The sequence below is a fragment of the Streptomyces sp. LBL genome, from assembly GCF_029893585.1.
GTDB lineage: Bacteria > Actinomycetota > Actinomycetes > Streptomycetales > Streptomycetaceae > Streptomyces.
The window spans coordinates 150,324-172,155 of the sequence record NZ_JARXYX010000011.1; the positions used below are offsets into that span (position 1 = coordinate 150,324).

Annotated in this window: 17 protein-coding genes and 1 pseudogene; 9 read left to right on the plus strand and 9 right to left on the minus strand. The window is 70.4% G+C overall.

Features of this window, described 5'->3' with window-relative positions; all coding sequences use genetic code 11:
* Positions 1-27 precede the first annotated feature (27 nt).
* The 4 genes from M2271_RS15890 to M2271_RS15905 form a co-directional block, all read right to left on the minus strand.
* Entirely contained in the window at positions 28-1,044 is a 1,017-nt protein-coding gene (locus M2271_RS15890; RefSeq protein ID WP_280887849.1) for a 1-aminocyclopropane-1-carboxylate deaminase, read from the minus strand.
* A 12-nt stretch (positions 1,045-1,056) separates the two neighbouring features.
* Complete coding sequence (locus M2271_RS15895) at positions 1,057-1,695, minus strand: GntR family transcriptional regulator (protein ID WP_280887850.1); 639 nt, start codon at positions 1,693-1,695, stop codon at positions 1,057-1,059.
* 169 nt (positions 1,696-1,864) lie between these two features.
* Positions 1,865-3,322 carry an alkaline phosphatase PhoX gene (locus M2271_RS15900; RefSeq protein ID WP_280887851.1) on the minus strand — a complete coding sequence of 486 codons (1,458 nt, stop codon included), beginning with the start codon at positions 3,320-3,322 and terminating at the stop codon, positions 1,865-1,867.
* A 516-nt stretch (positions 3,323-3,838) separates the two neighbouring features.
* The gene (locus tag M2271_RS15905; protein WP_280887852.1) at positions 3,839-5,275 is read right to left on the minus strand and encodes a hypothetical protein; all 1,437 of its coding nucleotides are present in this window, start codon (positions 5,273-5,275) and stop codon (positions 3,839-3,841) included.
* Positions 5,276-5,597: 322 nt separating this feature from the next.
* On the opposite strand from M2271_RS15905, the gene M2271_RS15910 reads away from it, so the two are divergent.
* Positions 5,598-7,424, plus strand: a complete 1,827-nt coding sequence (locus tag M2271_RS15910; RefSeq protein ID WP_280887853.1) for an endonuclease/exonuclease/phosphatase family protein — start codon at positions 5,598-5,600, stop codon at positions 7,422-7,424.
* A gap of 48 nt (positions 7,425-7,472) precedes the next feature.
* Here the strand turns inward: M2271_RS15910 and M2271_RS15915 are convergent, their stop codons facing one another.
* The gene (locus M2271_RS15915) at positions 7,473-8,210 is read right to left on the minus strand and encodes an SRPBCC domain-containing protein (protein WP_280887854.1); all 738 of its coding nucleotides are present in this window, start codon (positions 8,208-8,210) and stop codon (positions 7,473-7,475) included.
* A gap of 13 nt (positions 8,211-8,223) precedes the next feature.
* Positions 8,224-8,835 (minus strand): helix-turn-helix domain-containing protein, encoded by a 612-nt coding sequence (locus tag M2271_RS15920; protein ID WP_280887855.1) that lies wholly within the window; start codon positions 8,833-8,835, stop codon positions 8,224-8,226.
* 535 nt (positions 8,836-9,370) lie between these two features.
* Between M2271_RS15920 and M2271_RS15925 the strand changes: the two genes are divergently transcribed.
* The 3 genes from M2271_RS15925 (at position 9,371) to M2271_RS15935 (ending at position 13,771) form a co-directional block, all read left to right on the plus strand.
* The gene (locus tag M2271_RS15925) at positions 9,371-11,599 is read left to right on the plus strand and encodes an MMPL family transporter (RefSeq protein ID WP_280887856.1); all 2,229 of its coding nucleotides are present in this window, start codon (positions 9,371-9,373) and stop codon (positions 11,597-11,599) included.
* Positions 11,600-11,888: 289 nt separating this feature from the next.
* Complete coding sequence (locus M2271_RS15930) at positions 11,889-13,106, plus strand: sensor histidine kinase (protein ID WP_280887857.1); 1,218 nt, start codon at positions 11,889-11,891, stop codon at positions 13,104-13,106.
* A complete protein-coding gene (locus M2271_RS15935) occupies positions 13,103-13,771 on the plus strand; it encodes a response regulator transcription factor (protein ID WP_280887858.1) in 669 nt (222 codons plus the stop codon). Before M2271_RS15930 ends, M2271_RS15935 begins: the two co-directional genes overlap by 4 nt.
* Before the next feature lie 23 nt (positions 13,772-13,794).
* Here the strand turns inward: M2271_RS15935 and M2271_RS15940 are convergent, their stop codons facing one another.
* Both M2271_RS15940 and M2271_RS15945 read right to left on the minus strand, forming a co-directional pair.
* Complete coding sequence (locus tag M2271_RS15940) at positions 13,795-14,265, minus strand: DUF3618 domain-containing protein (protein WP_280887859.1); 471 nt, start codon at positions 14,263-14,265, stop codon at positions 13,795-13,797.
* Positions 14,262-14,681, minus strand: coding sequence for a phage holin family protein (locus M2271_RS15945; protein WP_280887860.1), 420 nt, complete (start codon positions 14,679-14,681; stop codon positions 14,262-14,264). Before M2271_RS15945 ends, M2271_RS15940 begins: the two co-directional genes overlap by 4 nt.
* 428 nt (positions 14,682-15,109) lie before the next feature.
* Between M2271_RS15945 and dapA the strand changes: the two genes are divergently transcribed.
* Positions 15,110-16,000, plus strand: coding sequence for a 4-hydroxy-tetrahydrodipicolinate synthase (gene dapA, locus M2271_RS15950; RefSeq protein WP_280887861.1), 891 nt, complete (start codon positions 15,110-15,112; stop codon positions 15,998-16,000).
* 193 nt (positions 16,001-16,193) lie between these two features.
* On the opposite strand, the gene dapD is transcribed toward dapA, so the two are convergent.
* Entirely contained in the window at positions 16,194-17,183 is a 990-nt protein-coding gene (dapD, locus tag M2271_RS15955; RefSeq protein ID WP_280887862.1) for a 2,3,4,5-tetrahydropyridine-2,6-dicarboxylate N-succinyltransferase, read from the minus strand.
* A gap of 268 nt (positions 17,184-17,451) precedes the next feature.
* Between dapD and M2271_RS15960 the strand changes: the two genes are divergently transcribed.
* The 4 genes and pseudogenes from M2271_RS15960 (at position 17,452) to M2271_RS15975 (ending at position 21,733) form a co-directional block, all read left to right on the plus strand.
* Positions 17,452-18,312, plus strand: coding sequence for an AbfB domain-containing protein (locus M2271_RS15960; protein ID WP_280887863.1), 861 nt, complete (start codon positions 17,452-17,454; stop codon positions 18,310-18,312).
* A 193-nt stretch (positions 18,313-18,505) separates the two neighbouring features.
* The gene (locus M2271_RS15965) at positions 18,506-19,321 is read left to right on the plus strand and encodes a response regulator transcription factor (RefSeq protein WP_280887864.1); all 816 of its coding nucleotides are present in this window, start codon (positions 18,506-18,508) and stop codon (positions 19,319-19,321) included.
* 1 nt (position 19,322) lies between these two features.
* Entirely contained in the window at positions 19,323-20,615 is a 1,293-nt protein-coding gene (locus tag M2271_RS15970) for a HAMP domain-containing sensor histidine kinase (protein ID WP_280887865.1), read from the plus strand.
* A 225-nt stretch (positions 20,616-20,840) separates the two neighbouring features.
* Positions 20,841-21,733: pseudogene (locus M2271_RS15975) on the plus strand (D-alanyl-D-alanine carboxypeptidase).
* Positions 21,734-21,832 lie beyond the last annotated feature (99 nt).

The window sequence follows — 21,832 nt, forward strand, 5'->3', positions numbered from 1 at the left end:
CGTCTGCGGCATGATCGGCCGGACAGGTCAGAACAGCGCGCTGTACGCGTTGAGCGCGGGCTGCCCGCCCAGGTGGGCGTAGAGGACGGTGGCGTTTCGGTCGATCTCCCCGCGCCGGACCAGGTCGATCATCCCGGCCATCGACTTCCCTTCATAGACGGGGTCGGTGACCATGCCCTCGGTCCGCGCGGCACATCGCATCGCCTCCAGGGTGGTCTCGTCCGGGATGCCGTACGTTCCCGCGTGATACCGCTCGTCGAGTTCGACATCCGCCTCCGTCAACTCCTTCTGTACGCCGATGAGTTGGCCGGTGCGGTGGGCGATCCGCGCGATCTGCCCCCGGGTGCGGGCGGGCGCCGCCGACGCGTCGATACCGAGCACCCGCCGTGGCCGTCCGCCGGCCTCCTCCAGCGCACGGAATCCGGCGACCATGCCGGCCTGGGTGGACCCGGTCACCGAGCACACCACGACGGTGTCGAAGAAGACCCCCGACTCCCGCTCCTGCTCGGCGACTTCGTACGCCCACCCGGCGAAGCCAAGACCGCCGAGCGGGTGGTCGGAGGCTCCGGCGGGAATGGCGTACGGCTTCCCGCCGCCCTCCTCGACCTCCCTGAGCGCCTGCTCCCAGCTTTCCTTGAACCCGATCCCGAAGCCGGCCTTCACCAGCCGTACGTCGGCCCCGGCGAGCCTGCTGATCAGGATGTTGCCGACCTTGTCGTACACGGAGTCGGGCCAGTCCACCCAACTCTCCTGCACCAGCACGCACTTGAGCCCGGCCCGGGCGGCACAGGCGGCGACCTGGCGGGTGTGGTTCGACTGCACTCCGCCGATGGAGACGAGGGTGTCGCAGCCCTGCGCGAGGGCGTCGGCGACCAGGTACTCCAACTTGCGGGTCTTGTTGCCGCCGTACGCGATCCCGGAGTTGCAGTCTTCGCGCTTGGCCCAGAGGGAGGCGCCGCCGAGGTGTTCGGTCAGCCGCTGGAGCGGGTGCACCGGCGAAGGGCCGAAGAGCAGCGGGTAACGTTCGTACGAGGAAAGAGACATGGGTCCTCCGTGTCAGTCGCTGTCGGCGAGTTCGGCCAGCCCTCGCCAGATCTCCGCCGTGACCCGGACCGCGCCATCCACGTCACCGGCCGCGCACGCCCGGATGAGCTGGTCGTGCAGTTCGACCGAGCGGCAGGTGCCGCCCTCGCCGAAGCGTCGTCGCTCCAGCCGGCGGATCAGGGGGATGTAGCGGGCGACGGTGGCGGCCGCCGCGCGGTTGCCGCACACCCGGACGAGAACGTCGTGCAGGTCGTCGTCGGCCTGCAGAGCGGCTTCCACCTCTCCTGCCCGTACGGCCGCCGCGAACCGTTCGTTGGCCGCGCGCATCGCCTCGACGTCCGCGGCGAACAACCGGGGCACCGCGACCCGGGTGACCAACTCGTGCAGGGCCCCGACCACGGCCGCCGCGTCCCGTACGTCGGCGGCGACGACCGGGGTGACCCGGGTGTAGCTCTGCGGCTTGCTCTCCAGCAGCCCCTCGTCGACGAGCCGGGAGAACGCCTCCCGCACCGGCGCCCGGGACAGCCCGAGCCGCTCGGCGAGATCAGCGTCCCGCACCACGGCACCGGGCTCGATCTCCCCGGTCACGATGGCATCCCTGATCGCTGCGTAGGCGCGGTCCCTGAGCAGGGTGCGTGGCACGGGTTCCATGAACTGAAATGTTAGATGTCAATTGCTGGGAAGAGAAGACCGGAAAGGGAGACCGCGAAGAGAGACCGGGAAAAGAAAAGGGGCCCGTACCGAAGTACGGGCCCTATGAGCGCGGTGCCGTGTCAGGCAGCCCACCGCTCGGTCGGCGTCTGGATCGGTTCCGCCCCTGTTACCGCTGCTGACGCTTCCACGGCCCGGTGATCGCCAGCATGATGCCCGGCGTCTGGATGTTGGCGTACAGCGTGCGGCCGTCGGGGGAGAACGTGACGCCCGTGAACTCGCTGTACTCCGGCTCCTTGGCGGTGCCGATGTTGAGTTCGTTGCGGGCGATGGGGTAGGTGCGGCCGCTGTCGGTCGCGCCGAACAGGTGCTGGATGCCCTCGCCGTCCTCGGCGATGACGAGGCCGCCGTAGGGCGAGACGGTGATGTTGTCGGGGCCGTCGAAGGCGCCGTCCTTGGAGGGGTCGGGGTTGACGCCGAGGAGGACCTTCAGGGTCAGGGTGCGGCGCTTGGGGTCGTAGAACCAGACGGCGCCGTCGTGCTGGACGGGGCTCTCGTCACGGGCGAAGGAAGAGACGATGTAGGTGCCGCCGTCGCCCCACCACATACCTTCGAGCTTGCGGGCGCGGGTGACCTGGCCGTCGGTGAACTGCTTGCGGACGGCCACCGTCTTGGCGTCGCGGTCGGGGACGTCGATCCAGTCGACGCCGTAGACCGTGCCGATCTTCGTGGCGCGGGAGAGGTCGTCGACGAACTTGCCGCCGGAGTCGAAGCACTTGAAGGCCTGAAGGACGCCGGCGTCGTCCGCGAGGGTGCGCAGCTTGCCGCGGCCGTGCCGGAAGCCCGCCGGCGGGGTCCAGCGGAAGAGCAGACCGTTGGGGCCGGAGGCGTCCTCGGTGAGGTAGGCGTGGCCGCGCTTGGGGTCGATGACGACCGCCTCGTGGGCGTACCGGCCGAACGCCTTGACGGGCTTGGGGGCGCGGTTGGCGCGGCGGTCCTCGGGGTCGACCTCGAATATGTAGCCGTGGTCCTTGGTCATGCCGTTCTGGCCGGCCTTGTCCTCGGTCTCCTCGCCGGTGAGCCAGGTGCCCCAAGGGGTGGTGCCGCCCGCGCAGTTGGTGGAGGTGCCGGCGATGCCGACCCACTCGGCGACGCGTCCGTCGGGGCGGACCTCGACGACCGTGCAGCCGCCGGACGCGGCCGGGTCGTAGACGAGGCCCTCGGTGAGCGGCACCGGGTGGGGCCAGTTGGCGCGCGGGCCCTTGAGCTCATGGTTGTTGACGAGGAGGGTGGTGCCGCGCGGGCCGTCGAAGGTGGCCGTGCCGTCGTGGTTGGAGGGGGTGAACTCGCCCGACTCCAGCTTGGTCTTCCCGCTGTAGGTGATGACGCGGTACTTGAACCCGGCGGGCAGCGCGAGCAGGCCCTCGGGGTCGGGGAGCAGCGGTCCGTAGCCGACGCCGTGGTGCCCGGCCGTCGATTCCGTTCCGGTGCTCCCGGCCTCCGGGGAGGTCTCCGTGGACGCGAGGGCGTTGGGCGCGGTGGCGAGGGCGCCGACGCTGCCCGCCAGCGCGACCCCGGCACCGGTGATCGCGGAGTTTCTGGCGAAGTCCCTGCGGGTGAGCGACATGGTGTCTCCTGTGACGCGTTAGGTGTGCCGTGGCGGGTGGCGGGCCTCGGTCCGCTCGACGGTCCCGCCCATGCCTGAACGCCGGTTGAACACAGGGCGACATCAGGGGACCCGCTTCCATCCGTGATCTTGCGTGGGAATCCCGGCCTTCAGGCCGGGCGGGAAACGCATCCTGATTGGCGGAGCCGCGAAGTGGCGTAGTACGCTGCGGGTCTGCCTCGGCAGCGGTCAGGGCTTGGCCGTCACGAGACTTCTCGGAGTCGAGTGAGAAGCCCCTTCGTTCACGAAGGGGAGGAGTCACGAATGCGTACACCCGGCCCCAAGAGAACCAAACGGGCTCGCCTCGAAGAGGCCAAAACGGGTCCGTTTTCGAGCCGCCCCGGAACACCGGACGGGCTCACCTCAAGAACCCGGACCGGACACCGCCGGCCGAGCGGACCTCACGCGCCCCCCTGCCCACGCGGCTGCGCGTACGCCGTCCCGAGCCGGGCCCTTCCCGAACCGGGCCCCTCCCCCTCAACCTCCGTGCTGCGAGCGCGCCTTGAACGCGGCCTTCCTGGCTTCCTTGGCGATCCGCTTGTCCGGATGCAGCCGTCCCATCGCCTCCAGTACGTCCGCCGTGGCGGGGTGGTCGACCCGCCAGGCCGCGGCGAAGAAGCCGCCGTGCTGCTGGGCCAGGCCCTCGACGAGGTCCCTCAGTTCGTCGGAGTTGCCCTCGGCGGCCAGCTGGGCGGCGACCGTGTCGACGGTCAGCCAGAAGACCAGGTCCTCGGAGGGTGGGGGGACGTCCGAGGCGCCGTGTTCGGCGAGCCAGACGCGGGCGAGGCCGCCCAGCTCGGGATCGTCGAGGACCTCCCGCAGGGCCGGTTCGGCCTCGGTACCCACCAGGGACAGCGCCTGCTGGCACAGCAGGCGCCGCAGCGGGCCGCCCGCGTCCAGGCCGCGCGCCGCCGCCAGCAACTCCCGTGCCGCGGCGAGGGGGTCGCGGCGGGCCAGCCACTGCTCGGTCTCGGCCTGGGCCGCGGTCGGCGAGAACGTGGCCGTGCCGTCGAGCAGCGCGTCGGCCCCCTTGTCCACGAGGTCGCCGACCGCGGGCGCCTCGAAGCCGGCCGCCAGCAGCCGTGTCCGCAGTCCGTACAGGCCGAGCGGGGTCAGCCGGACCAGGCCGTAGCGGGAGACGTCGGTGTCGTCGAGGGGCGTCGCGGACTCGTCCTCCGCGTCCGCCATCAGCGCCTCGTCGACGGGTTCGTACTGCACGAGTCCGACCGGTTCGAGGAGGCGGAACTGGTCGTCCAGCCGCATCATCGCGTCGGACACCTGCTCCAGCACGTCGTTGGTGGGCTCCCCCATGTCGCCGGGCACGATCAACGAGGCGGCCAGGGCCGGCAGCGGCACGGGAACGTCGCCAGGCCCGTTACCGGCGAGGGTGAGCAGATACAGGTTACCGAGCACGCCGTCCAGGAACTCCGCCTCGGCCTCTGGGTCCCAGTCCAGGGAGGAGAAGTCGACCTCGCCGCCGGAGTCCACCGCGTCGACCAGGTCGTCCAGGTCACCCAGGTCCGGCACGCTCGCGTCGGCCAGTACGGTCTCCAGCGCCCCCAGCCAGACGCTGAGCACGTCGTGCGGGGAGCCCGTGGTGAGCAGGGCCAGGTCCTCGCTGGTCGTGACGGTGCCGGCCTTCTCGTCGACGATCTCGACGAGCCCGGTCTCGAAGGCGACCCGCCAGGCCTCACTCGCGTGCGCCGCCGCCTCGTCCCCGCTCAGCCCGAGGACCTCGGCCGCGGCCGGCAGTTGCTCGTCGACGAGCCCGCCCCCGGCCTCGACGCGGGTCTCCGGGCCGGCCCAGCGGGCGAGCCGTGCGGCCCGGGACAGCAGTGGCGTGGACAGCGCGTCCCGCGCCAGCTCCGCTTCGGGGGGCAGCCGCACCGGGGGCAAGGGAGAGCTGTCTGACATCGGTTGGTTCTCCTAGGGACGCGTACTACCACTCAGCCACTCAGCCACTCAGCCTAGACGGATTTCCACCCATGCCGCCCGGTTCATCATCCGGTCGGCCTCTACACATGGCTGAAACCTTGACAACCGGACTGACCAAGCAGGAGATTGACGCGCGTAGAAGCGTGCAGAGGGCTGCCCGCGCAGAAGGCCGCCGGACACCTGTCCACTGTAGCTTCTACGCGCGTCACCACCGTCGGCCGCTGCACAGGTCGCGCTCCCGCCGTTCCACGCACCACCCTCGTCCCGGCGCCCACGTACGTACGTCCCCGGAGGGATCCCGTTGCCGAGCAAGTCCTCCGCGCGGCTCGCCGCGCTCACCGTCGCCGCCGTCTGTTCCGCGGCCTCGACCGTCGTTTTCACCTCCCCCGCGCACGCCGACTCCGTGCGCATCCATGACATCCAGGGCACGACCCGGATGTCGCCGTACGCCGGACAGCAGGTCACGGACGTGGCCGGAATCGTCACCGGCGTACGCACCTACGGCTCCTCCAGAGGCTTCTGGATCCAGGACCCGGCCCCGGACGCGAACCCGGCCACCAGTGAGGGCGTCTTCGTCTTCACCAGCTCGGTCCCGAAGGTCACGGTCGGCGACGCGGTGACCGTCTCCGGCACGGTCTCGGAGTACGTCCCCGGTGGCACCTCGTCCGGCAACCAGGCGCTGACCGAGATCACCAGGCCGACGGTCACCGTCGTCTCCACCGGCAACGCGGTCCCGGCCGCCACCGTCGTCTCCGCGAGGTCGGTGCCGAACGCCTACGCCCCGGCGGGCGACGCGTCCGCGAACGGCTCGGTCAACGCTCTGCCCCTGCGGCCCTCGAAGTACGCCCTGGACCACTACGAGTCCCTGGAGGGCATGAACGTCCAGGTCTCCGACGCCCGTGTGGTCACCGCCACCGACCCGTACGCCGAGCTGTGGGTGACGGTGAAGCCGCAGGAGAACCGCAACCGCCGCGGCGGCACGGTCTACGGCTCCTACGAAGCGCAGAACACGGGCCGGCTGCAGATCCAGTCACTGGGTTCGACGGCCGACTTCCCGGTCGCGAACGTCGGCGACACGCTGACCGGCACCACCGCCGGCCCGCTGGACTACAACCAGTTCGGCGGCTACACCCTGGTCGCGAACCAGATCGGCACGCTCAGGAGTGCCGACCTCGCGCGGGAGACCACCGAGAGGCAGAAAAAGGGCGAGTTGGCGGTCGCGACGTACAACGTCGAGAACCTCGACCCGGCCGACGCCACCTTCGAGGAGCACGCCGCCGCGATCGTGCACAATCTCCAGTCGCCCGACATCGTGTCGCTGGAGGAGATCCAGGACAACAACGGCGCGACGAACGACGGCACGGTGGCCGCCGACCGGACGGTGACGAAGCTGATCGACGCGATCGTCGCGGCGGGCGGCCCGACGTACGACTGGCGCTCCATCGACCCGGTGAACAACGCGGACGGCGGTGAGCCGGGCGGCAACATCCGCCAGGTGTTCCTGTTCGATCCGGAGCGGGTGTCCTTCACGGACCGCGCGGGCGGCGACGCCACGACCGCCACCGGTGTCACCAAGGACCACGGCAAGGCCGCGCTGACGGTCTCCCCCGGCCGGATCGACCCGGCGAACGCCGCCTGGGACAGCAGCCGCAAGCCGCTGGCCGGCGAGTTCGTCTTCCGTGGCCGGACGGTCTTCGTGATCGCCAACCACTTCAACTCCAAGGGCGGCGACCAGGGGCTGACCGCGCAGTACCAGCCGCCGGTGCGCAGCTCCGAGACGCAGCGACACCAGCAGGCCGCGCTGGTCAACGCGTTCGTCAAGGACATCCTGGCCAAGCAGAAGAACGCGGATGTCGTCACCCTCGGCGACATCAACGACTTCGAGTTCTCCGGGACCGCCAGGATCCTCGAGGGTGACGGCGAGCTGTGGTCGGCGATCAAGTCGCTGCCGAAGAGCGAGCGTTACACCTACGACTACCAGGGCAACAGCCAGGTCCTGGACCAGATCCTGGTGAGCCCGTCGATCCGGCGGGGCTGCGACTTCGAGTACGACAGCGTGCACATCAACGCGGAGTTCCACGACCAGATCAGCGACCACGATCCGCAGGTGCTGCGGTTCCAGCCGTAACGGTGCAGCCGTAACGGCTGGAACCGCACCCCCTTTCGGCAAGAGGCCTCACGGCTGGCTGAACACCCCGTTCAGCCAGCCCTGCCAGGCGAGTTCGTTCGCCTTGGCGTCGGCGTCCGGGGCGAAGTCGTGGACGCTGATGCCGACCGGGGCGCCCCAGTGGTTGCGCCCGAAGAAGCGGATGAGCGCGGTGTCGGTGCGCAGTCCGACGAAGTACGGGTCGCGGTAGTCGAGTACGGCGTCCAGCGCCCGCCCGTCGGGGCCCGAGACGCTCACCCGCTCCGCCGGGGCGGTGTCGTCGGCCAGGCCCAGCGCCCGGCCGACGGCAGCGAAGGCGTCGGAGGCGGTGGACTGCTCCGGGCCGTCCAGCGAGGCGAACGTCACCGGCCGGGGCGCGAAGTGGGCCAGGTACTCGCGGAGGGTGTGCAGGTAGAAGTCGGTGTGCTTGCTCGCGCCGTCGTACTGGTTGTCCCAGTCGTCGGTGAAGATCCCGCTGTGCACATAGCGCACCCAGGCGCGGCGACCGCCGTCCCGCGGCTCGATGGTGTGCTCGAGCTGGTTGACGCTCTGTACGGAGAACCCGACGTCCTCGCTGCGGATGGTGAGGTGCTGCGGCGGGTCCCAGACGGTGACCGTGGACCCGAAGGCCGCCGTGCCGCCCACGCGGGGCTCGGGGGCCTGCATCGGCCACAGGTAGCCACCGGTGCCGTGCGTGATCGCCTCCCACACCTCCTCGGGCGTGGCGTCGGCATCGAACTCGCGGACGATCTCGAATTCCTTGGACATGACGGGCTCCTGCTTACGGTGAGTCGATTTCCGGGGTGGCCTGGTTCTTGACCGTGGGATGGACGGCCACGACGATCCGGTGGTCGCGACCGCCCTCGCTGTCCGGGGCGTCGTACTTGCGGATCAGCGCGCTCACGCCGGCCGTCAGTTCCTGGACGAACGCGGCTCGGTCGGCGGCCGAGGCGAAACGCACCTCACCGTCCAGCGCGAACGTCGCCAGTCGCTTACGGGCCTTCGTGGCGCCGGTGATCAACGAGCCGACGTCCCGCACCAGGCGGGCGGCGAGCGCGAGCATCCAGCGCGCGGAGAGCTGGTCCCGGAAGCGGTCCGGGTCCGGCTGTACGGAGGCGAGGGCGAGCGGCGAGATGACGTACGACGCGGCGGTCGCCCGCATCAGCCGCTCGGTGACGTTCCCCTTGCGGCGCTCGCCGGCCAGTTCGACCAGGCCGTGCCGCTCCAGCGCCTTGAGGTGGTAGTTCACCTTCTGCCGGGGCAGTCCGACCTGGCCGGCCAGCATGGCGGCCGACGCGGGCCCGGCCGTCAGCTCGGCGAGCAGCCGCGCCCTTATGGGGTCCAGGGAGACGGCTGCGGCCTCGGGGTCCTCGATCACGGTCACGTCCAGCATGGGTCCACCGTCTCACCGAACACTTTTTTTGTCCAGACGATTCGAATTTTCGGTGAGGCTGCGGCCTACTCGGGTTTACGGCGCCCTGTCGCTGTTTCCGGCGGTGCTGGTGATGGTGTCCCTGCTGGGAGTCGTGGGACAGCGCGCGACGGCCTGCCACCGACGGAGGAGCCGTACGTGGCACCACGGGACACCCGGAAGTGGCCGGCCAGGCTGCGGGCGGCGCGGGGGAAGCAGCCGGGGGTGTCCTAGGCAGCCGGGGGTGCCCTGGGGTTGCGTCCGGCGGTGCTCTGAGGTCGCGTCCGGCGGGGTGCTGCCCGGCGGTGCCCTGAGGTTGCGTCCGGCGGGGTGCTGCCCGGCGGTGCTCTTGTCGACTCCGGCCCACGGACGGGGCGTCATACCTCAGGAGTACGAGCGGGCGGAAAGCGTCGTGCCGTTGCAGCAGGCAAGTTGCCAGCAGGCGCACGACGCCGTGGGGGGCCGAGTCAGCCAGTCTTGGGACATACCCAAGATCAGATGCGGAGAATCCTGACTCGTGGCTACCATCCTCTACCGCCTGGGCCGCACGGCCTTCCGACGGCGCTGGTCCGTCCTCCTGGTGTGGGCAGCCGTCCTTGTCGCCGTGGGTGCCGCGGCGGCCACGGCACCCGCCGCCGACGACGAGGGCTCGTTCATGCCCGGGATCGAGGCGCAGAAGGCCTTCGACCTGATGGACCAGCGCTTCCCCGGCTCCGACTCCCAGGGCGCGGGCGCCCGGATCGTCTTCGTCGCCCCGGACGGCCAGAAGATCACCGCAAGCGACAACCGGGCCGCCGTCGACGAACTCGTGGACAAGGTCGCCGCCGGCTCCCAGGTCGACCGTGCGGTGAGTCCGTTCAAGGCGAAGGCGGTGAGCAAGGACGCCACCACCGCGTACGCGACCGTCGGCTACAAGGTCAAGGCCGCCGACCTGACCGACGCCACCAAGAAGACGCTGGAAAGCGCCATCGACGTCGCCAAGAAGAAGGGCCTGACCGTCGAGCTCGGCGGAACCGCGCTGACGTCCCAGCCGGCTGCGGGCGGCATGGCCGAAGGCATGGGCGTCGCCCTCGCCGCGGTCGTGCTGGTGATCACGTTCGGGTCGCTGGCGGCAGCCGGGCTGCCGCTGCTCACCGCGATCATCGGCGTCGGCATCAGTCTGTGCTCGATCCTGGCCCTGGGCAGCACCTTCGGCCTGACCATGACGACCGGCACCCTGGCCACCATGCTCGGCCTCGCGGTCGGGATCGACTACGCGCTGTTCGTCGTCTCCCGCTACCGCGAGGAGCGTTCCAAGGGCCACGCCCCGCAGGAGGCGGCCGCTCTGGCTGCCGGAACCGCCGGGTCGGCCGTCGTCTTCGCCGGGCTGACGGTGGTCATCGCACTCGCCGGCCTCACGGTGATCGGCGTTCCCATGCTGAGCAAGATGGGCCTGTCCGCCGCGGGCGCGGTCGTCGTCGCGGTCCTCATCGCCCTGACCCTGGTCCCGGCGCTGCTCGGCTTCTGGCCCCAGGCCGTCCTCTCGCGCGCCACGCGGAAGAAGACGGGCATGCGCAGCGGCAGTGGCGAGCAGCCCGAGAGCGTGCCGCAGGAGAACGGCGGAACTCGCTGGGCGCGGTTCGTGCTGCGGCGTCCCGTGCCGGTCCTGCTGGCCGGTGTCGCGGGCCTGGGCGTCCTCGCCCTGCCGGTGACCGATCTGCAGATGGGCATGCCCGGTGACGAGGCCAAGCCCACCTCGACCACCGAGCGGCGTGCCTACGACGCACTCGCTGAGGGCTTCGGGGCCGGCTTCAACGGCCCGTTGACCATCGTGGTGGACGCCGGGAACGCCCCCGACGCGAAGGCGGCCGTGACCGCGATCACCGCGAAGATCGGCGACACGAAGGGCGTCGTCTCCGTCTCGCCCGCCCAGTTCAACGCGGCCGGTGACACCGCGATGTTCTCCGCGACACCCACCGCCGGCCCGAACGAAGCGGCCACGAAGGACCTCGTCCAGAGCATCCGTGACGAGCGCCCCGCCACCGAATCGGCGACCGGAGCCACCTTCGAGGTGACGGGCAGCACGGCGATGAACATCGACATCGCCCAGGCGCTGCAGAGCGCCCTGATTCCCTACCTGGCCATCATCGTGGGCCTGGCCTTCGTCCTGCTCCTGGTGGTCTTCCGCTCCGTACTCGTTCCCGTCAAGGCGGCTCTGGGCTTCCTGCTCTCCGTCCTGGCCGCCCTCGGCTCGGTCGTGGCGGTCTTCCAGTGGGGCTGGGGCGCCGAACTTCTCGGCGTCGAGCAGACCGGGCCGATCATGAGCCTCATGCCGATCTTCCTCGTCGGCATCGTCTTCGGCCTCGCCATGGACTACGAGGTCTTCCTCGTCGCCCGCATGCGGGAGGCCTACATCCACGGGGACAGGCCCGCCCAGGCTGTGCTCACCGGATTCCGCCACAGTGCCCGCGTGGTCGTCGCGGCAGCTCTCATCATGATCGCTGTGTTCTCCGCGTTCGTGGCTTCACCCGAATCGATGATCAAGACCATCGGATTCGGCCTCGCCATCGCGGTGCTCTTCGACGCCTTCGTCGTACGGATGGCCCTCGTGCCGGCCGTGCTCGCCCTGCTCGGCCAGAAGGCCTGGTGGCTGCCTCGATGGCTCGACAAGGCACTGCCCAACGTCGATGTGGAAGGCGAGGCCCTCCAGGCCCGGCCCGCCACGGGCCGGCCGCATCACGACACCATGGTGCTGGCCCGCAGGTGACCACCCGCTCCGGGGGCCGGAACGACTGATGGCTCGCCGTCCCGGCACCCGTCTCCGCCCGGTCGGCGCAGTCAACGGTTTCAGCGCCCGCGCCTCGGCATCGACTCCTCGATGTCGAGGCGCGGGATGGACCCGTCTGTGGCCAGGGAGCGAGAACCTACGGCAGGATTCCGGACAGGATGCAGGACTGGATTCCGGACTGAGTGCCGGACTGGATGACGGCCGTCCGCAAGGACGCCACCGCCCGGCCTCCGCCCATCAGGCGGTCCGGCCGACGAGAGAGAGAACCATGAGTACTCCCTGGCGGGGCCGTTTGGAGTCCCATCCCCGCGAGGTGGACATCACGGTGGCCCTGGCGCTGTTCGTGTTCTCCGCCGCCGGAAGCGTCTTCAGCAGCAACACGCTCGACGCACGGCTCCCGATCTGGCCCACGGTGCTGCTGTCCGCACTCTCCAGCGCAACCCTGCTCCGGCGCCGGAGCAACCCCCGCACGGTGGTGGCGGTGACCGCCTTGTGCGCCCTGGTGGAAGGAGCCCAGGGATATCTGCTCAGTCCACTCGACCAGGCCCCGCTCATGGCCGCCCTGTACTCACTGGGCCTGCTCACCGACCGCAGAACCACCCGCACCTATGCCACGCTCACCATGCTGCTGCTGGTCGCCACGGCTCTCCTCGCCTCCCCGGACGGCTACGGAACGTTCATGCTCACCGCTGTCAACCCCGTCGCCTGGGTCCTCCTGCCCGCTGTCGGGGGCGGCGCCGTCCAACTCCGCCGTGCCTACGTCGACGCGGTGCACGACCGCGCCGAACACGCCGAACGGACCCGTGAGGAAGAAGCCCGCCACCGGGTGGCGCAGGAACGCATGCGCATCGCCCGCGAACTCCACGATGTCGTCGCCCATCACCTGGCGCTGGCCAACGCCCAGGCCGGCACCGCGGCCCACCTGGTGCGCACCCGACCCGATCAGGCGGGTGCCATGCTCGACAACCTCGCGCAGACCACCGCGGCCGCGTTGCGCGAGATGAAGACGACCGTGGGACTTCTGCGCCAGGACAACGATCAGGACAACGACATCGACCTGCCGATGAGCCCCGCCCCCGGACTCGCCCGGCTCGCGGAACTGACCACGGCCTTCGCCGCCGCAGGTCTCAACGTCTCCACCGATGTCGAGGGAGAGCCCCGCCCTCTGCACCCCGGGGCTGACCTCAGCGCCTACCGGATCGTGCAGGAGGCCCTGACCAACGTGACCAAGCACTCCGCAGGCAGAACGGCACGCGTGCACCTCCGCTACTCCTGGGACCGGCTGACGCTGACGGTCAGCAACGACGGAGCCGCCGCCACCGCAGGCCCCGCCACCGGGCGCGGATTCGGTCTGGTCGGCATGCGGGAGCGCGCCCAGTCCGTCGGCGGGACCTTCTCGGCGGGCCCCCGCCCGGGAGGCGGCTTCGAGGTCACCGGCACACTGCCGCTGCCCCCTCAACAATCCGAGAGAAATGGGGCCACATGAGCACCATCCGCGTCCTCCTCGCCGACGACCAGGCCCTTCTGCGGGCCACTTTCCGCGTCCTCATCGACTCCACCTCGGACATCAGCGTCATCGGCGAGGCCGCCGACGGGGGCGAAGCGGTCGAACAGGCACGCGCCGACCGTCCCGATGTCGTCGTGATGGACATCCGTATGCCGGGGACCGACGGTCTGACGGCGACCGCCGCCATCTGCGCCGACCCCGATCTGGCCGGCACCCGCGTTCTGATCCTCACCACTTTCGAGAACGACGAGCACGTCGCCCGGGCGCTGCGGGCCGGCGCCAGCGGCTTTCTGGGCAAGGACGTCACCGCCGATGTGCTCCTGGACGGCATCCGCACCGTGGCCGCGGGTGACTCCCTCCTCTCCCCTCTCGCCACCCGCGCCCTGGTCACCCGCTTCCTGGCCACCCCGGAACCCGAGGCCCGGCTCGTCCACCCGGAGGGTCTGACCGTCCTCACCGATCGCGAGCGGGAGATGACGGCGCTGGCGGCCCTGGGGAAATCGAACGCCGAGATCGCCGACGAACTCTTCCTCAGCCCGCTGACCGTACGCAGCCACATCCAGCGAGCCATGACGAAACTCCATGCCCGCGACCGCGCACAACTCGTCGTCATCGCCTATCAGAGCGGCCTCGTCCGGACCTGAAGCAGTTCATCCGTTTTCCGTGCTCACCGCCCGTGACGCCGTCGCAGTACCCCCACCGCCACGACCGCACCGACTCCTACGGCCGCCCCGGCGACCAGCACCGGCCGCGGGTTCCGCCGGCCCGCCTCGACCGCGTTGCGGACCGGGACGGGCAGGTTGTGCTCCACGGTGTGGGTCCTGTGCTGGAGGCGGTGCTCCATGGCGTGGGTCTTCTCCTGAACTGTGTGGCCGGCCTGCGCCGCGGTGCTGCGGAGCTGGACCGTCATCGCGCCGGCCTTGTCGCGGAGGTCCTCCGCCCGTGCCCGGGCACGTCCCTTGACGTCGACCTTCCCGGCCAGCTCCTCGACCGTGTCGCCGAGCTCGCCCCGGGTCCGCTCGATCTGGCGGCGCAGTTCGTCGGGTCCCTTGGCGCCGACCTCCTGCGGGGCCTCACCGCCCGGTTCGCTCCCGCGTTCGTGTTTGTTCCCGTGCGCTGTCCTGTCCATGTCCGTCATCGGTGCGCCCTTTCCCTGATCTCCTCGACGTCGGCCTTCACGCTGCCCAGGGCTTCCTCGGGCGTGGGCGGGGTGGCGCGGCGCAGCTGTGCGCGGCCGGCCGCCGCGAGCAGGCCTGCGAGTGCGAACAGCACGCCCGTCACGATCAGCGCCGCGGCCCACACGGGCAGTACCAGCGAGAGCGCGGCGGCGGCCGCGGCGGCCAGCGCGAGCAGCCCGGCGTAGCCGACAGCGCCCGCGGCGCCCAGCAGCCCGCCGCCGCGTCCCGCGCGACGGCCTTTCTCGGCCAGTTCCTCCTTGGCGAGCGCCACTTCCTGTCGTACGAGTCGGGAGAGCTGTTCGGTGGCCTGTCCGACGAGCTCGCCCACCGAATGGTGTTCGTCGTGTGCCGCCTTGGGGGCCGTGGTCGCGGTCACGGTTCGCCTCCTCTCGGTAGGGGAACCCCCGGGTACCCCTGGCCCGCCGTCGATACCCATGCACGGTTGCACGGCAGCGGTTCACCGGGTTTTCTGCGAGGATGCCCCAGCTTCCAGAGAGAGCCGCAGCCTCATCGGACGGCCGGGACCTCTTCGGGGAGTTCACGTTCGGGTTCGGTTCGGGTTCAGGTTCTTCCACGGTGGGCCTGCGGTCGCTCTTCCGCGACTCCGGTGGCGAGTGCCTTGCCGAGCTTCATTACGCCCCGCATGACCAGGGGTCGTCGACCGCCCTGGCCTGGTGGCCCATGAGGGGCGACGCGGACATAGGGCATGCCGCCCGCGCACGACCGGCAGCACATCAGCATCCCTTACGAATATCTCGTAGAAAATAAGTGGAGCTTCACTGTCGGCGTGCCGAGACTACCCCCATGACGACACCCCACCCCTTCGGCCGCACCCTCTGCGCCATGATCACGCCCTTCACCGACGCCGGCGCGCTCGACCTCGACGGCGCACAGGCTCTCGCCGAGCGGCTGGTCGCGGACGGCTGTGACGGGCTGGTCCTGTCCGGTACGACGGGCGAATCACCGACGACGACGGATGCGGAGAAGGCCGCGTTGATCACGGCCGTGCGCGAGGCGGTGGACGGGCGGGCGTCGGTTGTCGCGGGGGTGGGTACCTTCGACACCCGGCACACTGTCGACTTGGCACTGGCGGCCGAAAAGGCGGGCGCTGACGGCCTGTTGGTGGTCAGCCCGTACTACAGCAGGCCCCCTCAGGACGCGTTGGAGGGTCATTTCCGTGAGATCGCCGACGCGTCCGGACTACCGCTCGTCCTCTACGACATCCCGGGCCGCACCGGCATCCGCATCGAGCCCGACACCCTGATCCGTCTCGCCGACCACCCCCGGATCGTCGCCGTCAAGGACTGCTCCTACGACTTCCTCGGCGCCCAGAAGGTGCTCTCCCGCACCGAGTTGGCGTACTACGCGGGCTGCGAGGAGCACAACCTCGCCCTGTACGCAGTGGGCGGCGCGGGATACATCAGCACCGTCGCGAACGTGGTCCCGGGCCAACTCCGCGCGGTTCTGGACGCGTTCGACGCGGGCGACACGGCCCGAGCCGCCCGCCTCCAGCAACACGCCACAGAGCTCATCGAGTTGCTGATGTCCTCCGGCCTGCCCGGCGCGGTCACCGTCAAGGGACTCCTCAACGCCCTGGACCTGCCCGCGGGCCCGGTCCGCGCACCGCTGCGGCCCGCCGACCGGGAGACGGCCGACGTTCTGCTGGCGGCGTACGAGTCGCTCACCGCGGGCTGATCAGCGGCACGCGAAGACGGGCTCCCGCGTGGACCGACGTGTAAGCGCCCTTCCCCGGCCGTCCCCGGCCGTCCCCGGCCGTGGAGGGCGCTCAACGATGACCAACGCCGACAGCTACCGACAGCTGCCGGCAGCTCGGCAGCAGGTCGGGGCGTTGATCGATGAGGCGGCCGCAGGTCACGGCCGCCGGTGATCAGTTGTGGCTGTGCAGGATCTCGTTGAGGCCGCCCCAGACCGCGTTGTTCGGGCGGGCCTCGACCGTGCCGGTGACCGAGTTGCGGCGGAACAGGATGTGGGAGGCGCCGGACAGCTCACGGGCTTTGACGATCTGCCCGTCGGGCATGGTCACGCGGGTACCGGCGGTGATGTACAGACCGGCCTCGACCACGCACTCGTCGCCCAGCGCGATACCGACGCCCGCCTCGGCGCCGATCAGGGAGCGTTCGCCGATGGAGATGATCACATTGCCGCCGCCGGACAGCGTGCCCATGGTCGAGGCACCGCCACCGATGTCGGACCCGTCCCCGACCACGACACCCGCGGAGATCCGGCCCTCGACCATCGAGGTCCCGAGGGTGCCCGCGTTGAAGTTGACGAAGCCCTCGTGCATGACGGTGGTGCCCTCGGCGAGGTGCGCACCGAGCCGCACCCGGTCGGCGTCGGCGATCCGCACGCCCTTCGGGGCGACATAGTCCGTCATCCGCGGGAACTTGTCGATGCTCGTCACCTGGAGGTGCAGCCCCGCGGCACGGGCGTTCAGCCGTACCTTCTCGATGTCGCCGACGGCGACCGGGCCGAGCGAGGTCCAGGCGACGTTGGCGAGGAAGCCGAACATGCCGTCCAGGCTCTGGCCGTGCGGCCGGACCAGCCGGTGGGACAGCAGATGCAGGCGCAGGTACACGTCGTGCGCGTCGATCGGCTTCTCGTCCAGTGAGGAGATGACCGTACGGACCGCGACCACCTCGACGCCGCGACGGGCGTCCGGCCCGACCGCCGCGTTCGCGCCTCCGCCGAGCAGCTCAGCGGTCCGCTCGGCGCTCAGCCGCTCCGTGCCGGAGGGACCGGGTTCCGCGGCCAGCTCGGGTGCGGGGAACCAGGTGTCGAGTACGGTGCCGTCGGCGGCGACGGTGGCGAGCCCGGCGGCAACAGCGCCGGTGGTACGAGGAGCAGTCGTGTCGGTCATATGGGCAACCTAACCGGCTGGGACCCACGGAGGCCAACCAGCGGACGGGGCGTCTCAGGTACCGGTTCGTCCCGGCTGGGTGCGGGTGGTGCCGTGGCGGGTCGTGTCGTCCCGGCGGAGCCGGGACCCTCCCTGGGAAAAGGAATGTGGAATCCGGCCGTTTCAAACGGCTGCAATGAAGCCACAGGCTCCACTAGTGTTTCACCGTTCACCTACTTCCCCATCACCGCCGCAGCCGGCGCCCCGGGCGCCGGTGGAGGAACCGCGCATGCCAGAAGGAAAGTCCCGGCCTCCTCAGGATCAGCCCTGGGAGAGCGGCTGGGCCCCGGACACCTCCCGGGTGCCGGGGACACGACGACTGTGGCTGGCCGGCGCGTTGGCGATAGCCACCGTCGCCGCGTGTGTGACGGCGATCGTCCTGACGGACCGGCACGCCGACGACACATCAGCCGCACAGGACCGACAGGACCGCACGACCGCGGCCGATCCGACCGGCCCCGGTCTGATCTCCTACGCCAGTGCCTCCCCCAGCGGCACGGCGTCCCCGGCCGCCGGCCCGGGCAGGAAGAGCGACAAGCCCTCGGCCGGCCCCGCCACCACGACCGCTCCGAAGCCGCATCGCTCCCCCTCCCCCTCCACGCAGCCGGCCGACCCGCCCGAACCCCCCGCGGCGCACCCCACTTCCGCCGCGCCCAAGCCGTCGTCCACCTGGCGCTCGGTCCGCTCGGTCAACTACCCGGACCGCTACTGGCACGTCAACGGCAGCTACGTCGGGTTGGACCGGGTCACCTACGGCTCGGCCCGCCAGGACGCCACCTTCAAACTGGCCAAGGGCCTGGCCGACGCCTCCTGTTACTCCTTCGCCACGACCGACGGCAGCTACCTGCGCCACCGCAACTTCGTCCTCCGGTCGGAACGCGACGACGGCTCCTCCCTCTTCAAGCAGGACGCCACGTTCTGCCCCCGCACCTCGCTGGTCTCCGGCGCGATCATGCTGGAGGCGGTGAACTACCCCGGCCGCTACCTGCGCCACAAGGACTTCAAGCTCCGCCTGGACCCGTACCAGTACGGCGGGCAGTACCAGTCGGACTCGGCCTTCCGGCTGGTGGAAGCGCTGGCGTCAACTTGACCCGGCCCTGAAGGACTTTGTTGGCGGATTCGGCAACTGCTCTTGGTGATCTTGTTTGGTCGGGCAGTCTGGTGGAGGTTCGGTTCGGCGAACCCGGCCCCGGTGCGGGTGCGGCGCGGTGCAGACGGAATACGACAGCCAGAGATTCTCTTTTGCATGATGGATCTTCAACACCTACGTCCGATGGGAAGAGATGTCGGTTCCAGTGGCAGGGGGAGACGCCCTGGCGCCTGTGGCGATCCTGCTCGTCGAGGACGACGAGGTGATCCGCAGGTCGGTCGCGATGGCGCTGGAGCGCTACGGCTACCGTGTCGTCTCCGCCGGTGACGGGCTGACCGGTCTCGAACTGTTCAGGGAGGGCGGGCACGACCTGCTGTTGCTGGACGTCATGCTGCCGGAGCTCGACGGCATCGGGCTGTGCCGCCGGATCCGGGAGAGCAGCACGGCCCCGATCCTGATGATGTCGGCCCGCGGGGACAACATGGACGTCGTGTCCGGCCTGGAGGCCGGCGCCGACGACTATGTCGTCAAGCCGGTCGACACCGCGGTGCTGGTGGCCCGGATCCGGTCGCTGCTGCGCCGCGCCACGTTCGCGCCGACTGCGGCACCGGCGGGTAGCGTCGTAGCGACGGCGGGACCCGCGGTCCACCGACCGGACCGGCCGGACCAGTACCAACCGGATCAGGCGGCCCGCTTCGATCAGGACGACTCGCGCCGCCGGAACGACCGGCTCGTCTTCGGGGACCTGGCCATCGACACGGCCGGCCTGGAGGTGTTCCTGGCCGGTGAGCCGGTTGCACTGGCCCCTACCGAACTTCGCCTGCTGTTGGAGTTCGCCGCGCACCCGGGCATTGTCCTGGACCGGCAGACCCTGCTGCGCAACGTGTGGGACTACGGCTGGGACGGCGACAGCCGTGTGGTCGACCTGTGCGTGCAGCGGCTGCGAAAGAAGATCGACGCCGGTCGAATCGAGACGGTCCGTGGCTTCGGCTACAAGTTGAGGCGCTGACATGGGGATCCCAGAGCCTCTGTTCGACTCGGGAACCAGAGGGAGCCTGCTCAACTGGCGCTCGCTACGCTGGAAGATCGCGCTGTTGGTGGCCACGGCGTGTTGCGGCATCGCGCTGACGGTGGGACTGCTGGTGCACCACAGCACGTACGAGTGGTCCATGAACGACGGCGCGGCCCGGGCATACACCGCCCTGGACACCGCCCTCTCGGCGGAGGACAGCGGCAGGACCGACGGCGTGGTGCACGCTTCCGGGGAGATGCCGACGGACCTGGTGCGGATGGTGCGGGAACACGGGGACGGCGCCGTGTACGACGAGAGGAACGAGTACCGGTCGTGGATGTGGGCCGGCAAGCGGATGCCGGACGGGCGCCTGGCGGCGATCTCGGTCGACATGACGTCCGACCGGCTCAGTCGTCGTGCCCTGGACCGGCACATGTGGAAGTACTCACTGGCCGCGCTGGCCGTCATCGTGCCCCTGTCCGCTCTCGCCGCCGAACTGCCCAACCGGCGCTTGCGGCGGGTGGCGCGCACCGCACGGCGCATCGCCTCGGGCGACCTGGCCGCCAGAACCGAGGGGGGCGGCCGGACGGGCGACGAGATCACCGAAATCTCGGTCACCGTCGACTCGATGGCCGACAGTCTGCAGAACCGGTTGCGCAGCGAGCAGCGCTTCACCGCCGATGTCGCGCACGAACTGCGCACCCCGCTGATGGGCCTGGTCACCTCCGCCGAACTGCTCCCCGAGAGCGAGGCCACCGACCTCGTCCAAGACCGGGTCCGGGTGCTGCGCACCCTCGTCGAGGACCTGTTGGAGATCTCCCGCCTCGACGCCGGCGTGGAACGTGCCGACCTGCGGCCTGTCCCCCTCCTCGACGTGGTCCGGGACTCGCTGGCCCGCACCGGCCTCGACGCACGGCTCGTGGTTGGCGCCGCGCCCGCCGTTGTGGAGACAGACCCCCGCCGGCTCGACCGGGTACTCGCCAACCTGATCGTCAACGCCCACCGCCACGGCGCCGGGCCGATCGAGGTCACCGTCGTGGGCACGACCGTCGTCGTCCGCGACCACGGCTCCGGCTTTCCCGGCAGTCTCCTCGCCGAGGGGCCGCAACGCTTTCGCACCGGAGCAGCTGAGCGCGGCCGCGGACACGGCCTCGGACTGACAGTCGCCTCGGGCCAGGCCCGGGTCATCGGCGCGTCGCTGCTCTTCTCGAACGCCGTCGACGGTGGAGCCGTCGCCACGATCCGGCTGCCCCGGGCGGCTGACGCCACAGAACTCATACAGGACGGATGACGGGCCGAGCGGTACCGGAGGTATGACCGACGGCCTACGGCGACCCACGCCTCCCAAGATGATCGACATGTGCGACCAGAGCACGTCGAACACCTTGGAGGTGCCTTGCACATGGACCCCGACCGTGTCCCGCGCGTACAGGACATACGCGTACGTGTCCTGCGTGCCGCGACGTCGAGCCGCCCTCGTGGATCCCTCCTCGGCATCGATACCGTCGCCCTGATCATCGCGGTCGTCCTCGGCGCCTGGGTCCGGCCCGCCCCGGGAACGGCCGGCACCCCGGCAGCGAAATCTCACGCCCTGTCCGTCGCCTGGCCGTCGCAGGGACAGGCGAGCGCGCTGGTCGAGGGCCTCGGCGACACCGGTGATCTCGGCAACAGGGGCACGCGGGAGCCGGTGCCGATCGCCGGCATCACGAAGGTGATGACCGCATACGTGATCCTCCGTGACCACCCGCTGCGAGCCGGTCAGGGGGTCCCGGCATCACCATCGACCGGACGGCCGCAGACGAGTCCTTCTCGGGCGTGGAATCCAGAGTGCCGGTGCGGGAGGGACAGCTTCTCAGCGAACGGCAGGTGCTGGAACTCATGCTGATCCCCTCCGGCAACAACATCGCCCGGATGCCGGCCCGTTGGGACGCCGGCTCACAGGAGGCGTTCGTCAGGAAAATGAACAGGGCCGCCCGCGACCTGGGCATGCGCCACACCGTCTACACCGGCGCCGGCGGCCTGGAGGAGACGACCGTCAGCACGAGCGCCGACCAGTTGAAGCTGGCACGACAGGTGATATGGGACGCGGCATTCCGGTCCATCGTTGCCAAGCCCAGTACCACCGTCCCCGGTGTCCCCGGCCCGATCCGCAACACCAACACCCTGCTGGGCACGGCCGGCGTGATCGGCCTGAAGACCGGCTCCAGTACACCCGCCGACGGCGCCCTGATGTGGGCGGCCACCGCGCCCGACGACCACGGACACGACCGGCTGATCCTCGGCGTCGTACTCCACCAGCACGCCGGCACCAGTCCCCGACAGGGGTCCCAGGCCGCACTGTCCAACAGCCGCACCCTGATCGAGGCCGTACGGGGACGGCTGTCGACGGTCACATCCGGGACAGGGTGAAGCCGCCATGACAGCACTCCTCCACGTGCCTTCCCCGCCGACGCCTCCCCCTCCCCGGCCCGGGTCCGACGCGGACGCCACAACCGGATCCGGCGTTCG

Bases quoted from the DNA above. Each gene is read 5' to 3' on its own strand.
- M2271_RS15890 (WP_280887849.1), bottom strand. From the start codon at position 1,044: ATGTCTCTTTCCTCGTACGAACGTTACCCGCTGCTCTTCGGCCCTTCG.
- M2271_RS15895 (WP_280887850.1), bottom strand. From the start codon at position 1,695: ATGGAACCCGTGCCACGCACCCTGCTCAGGGACCGCGCCTACGCAGCG.
- M2271_RS15900 (WP_280887851.1), bottom strand. From the start codon at position 3,322: ATGTCGCTCACCCGCAGGGACTTCGCCAGAAACTCCGCGATCACCGGT.
- M2271_RS15905 (WP_280887852.1), bottom strand. From the start codon at position 5,275: ATGTCAGACAGCTCTCCCTTGCCCCCGGTGCGGCTGCCCCCCGAAGCG.
- M2271_RS15915 (WP_280887854.1), bottom strand. From the start codon at position 8,210: ATGTCCAAGGAATTCGAGATCGTCCGCGAGTTCGATGCCGACGCCACG.
- M2271_RS15920 (WP_280887855.1), bottom strand. From the start codon at position 8,835: ATGCTGGACGTGACCGTGATCGAGGACCCCGAGGCCGCAGCCGTCTCC.
- M2271_RS15930 (WP_280887857.1), top strand. From the start codon at position 11,889: ATGAGTACTCCCTGGCGGGGCCGTTTGGAGTCCCATCCCCGCGAGGTG.
- M2271_RS15935 (WP_280887858.1), top strand. From the start codon at position 13,103: ATGAGCACCATCCGCGTCCTCCTCGCCGACGACCAGGCCCTTCTGCGG.
- M2271_RS15940 (WP_280887859.1), bottom strand. From the start codon at position 14,265: ATGACGGACATGGACAGGACAGCGCACGGGAACAAACACGAACGCGGG.
- dapA (WP_280887861.1), top strand. From the start codon at position 15,110: ATGACGACACCCCACCCCTTCGGCCGCACCCTCTGCGCCATGATCACG.
- dapD (WP_280887862.1), bottom strand. From the start codon at position 17,183: ATGACCGACACGACTGCTCCTCGTACCACCGGCGCTGTTGCCGCCGGG.
- M2271_RS15960 (WP_280887863.1), top strand. From the start codon at position 17,452: ATGCCAGAAGGAAAGTCCCGGCCTCCTCAGGATCAGCCCTGGGAGAGC.
- M2271_RS15965 (WP_280887864.1), top strand. From the start codon at position 18,506: ATGTCGGTTCCAGTGGCAGGGGGAGACGCCCTGGCGCCTGTGGCGATC.
- M2271_RS15970 (WP_280887865.1), top strand. From the start codon at position 19,323: ATGGGGATCCCAGAGCCTCTGTTCGACTCGGGAACCAGAGGGAGCCTG.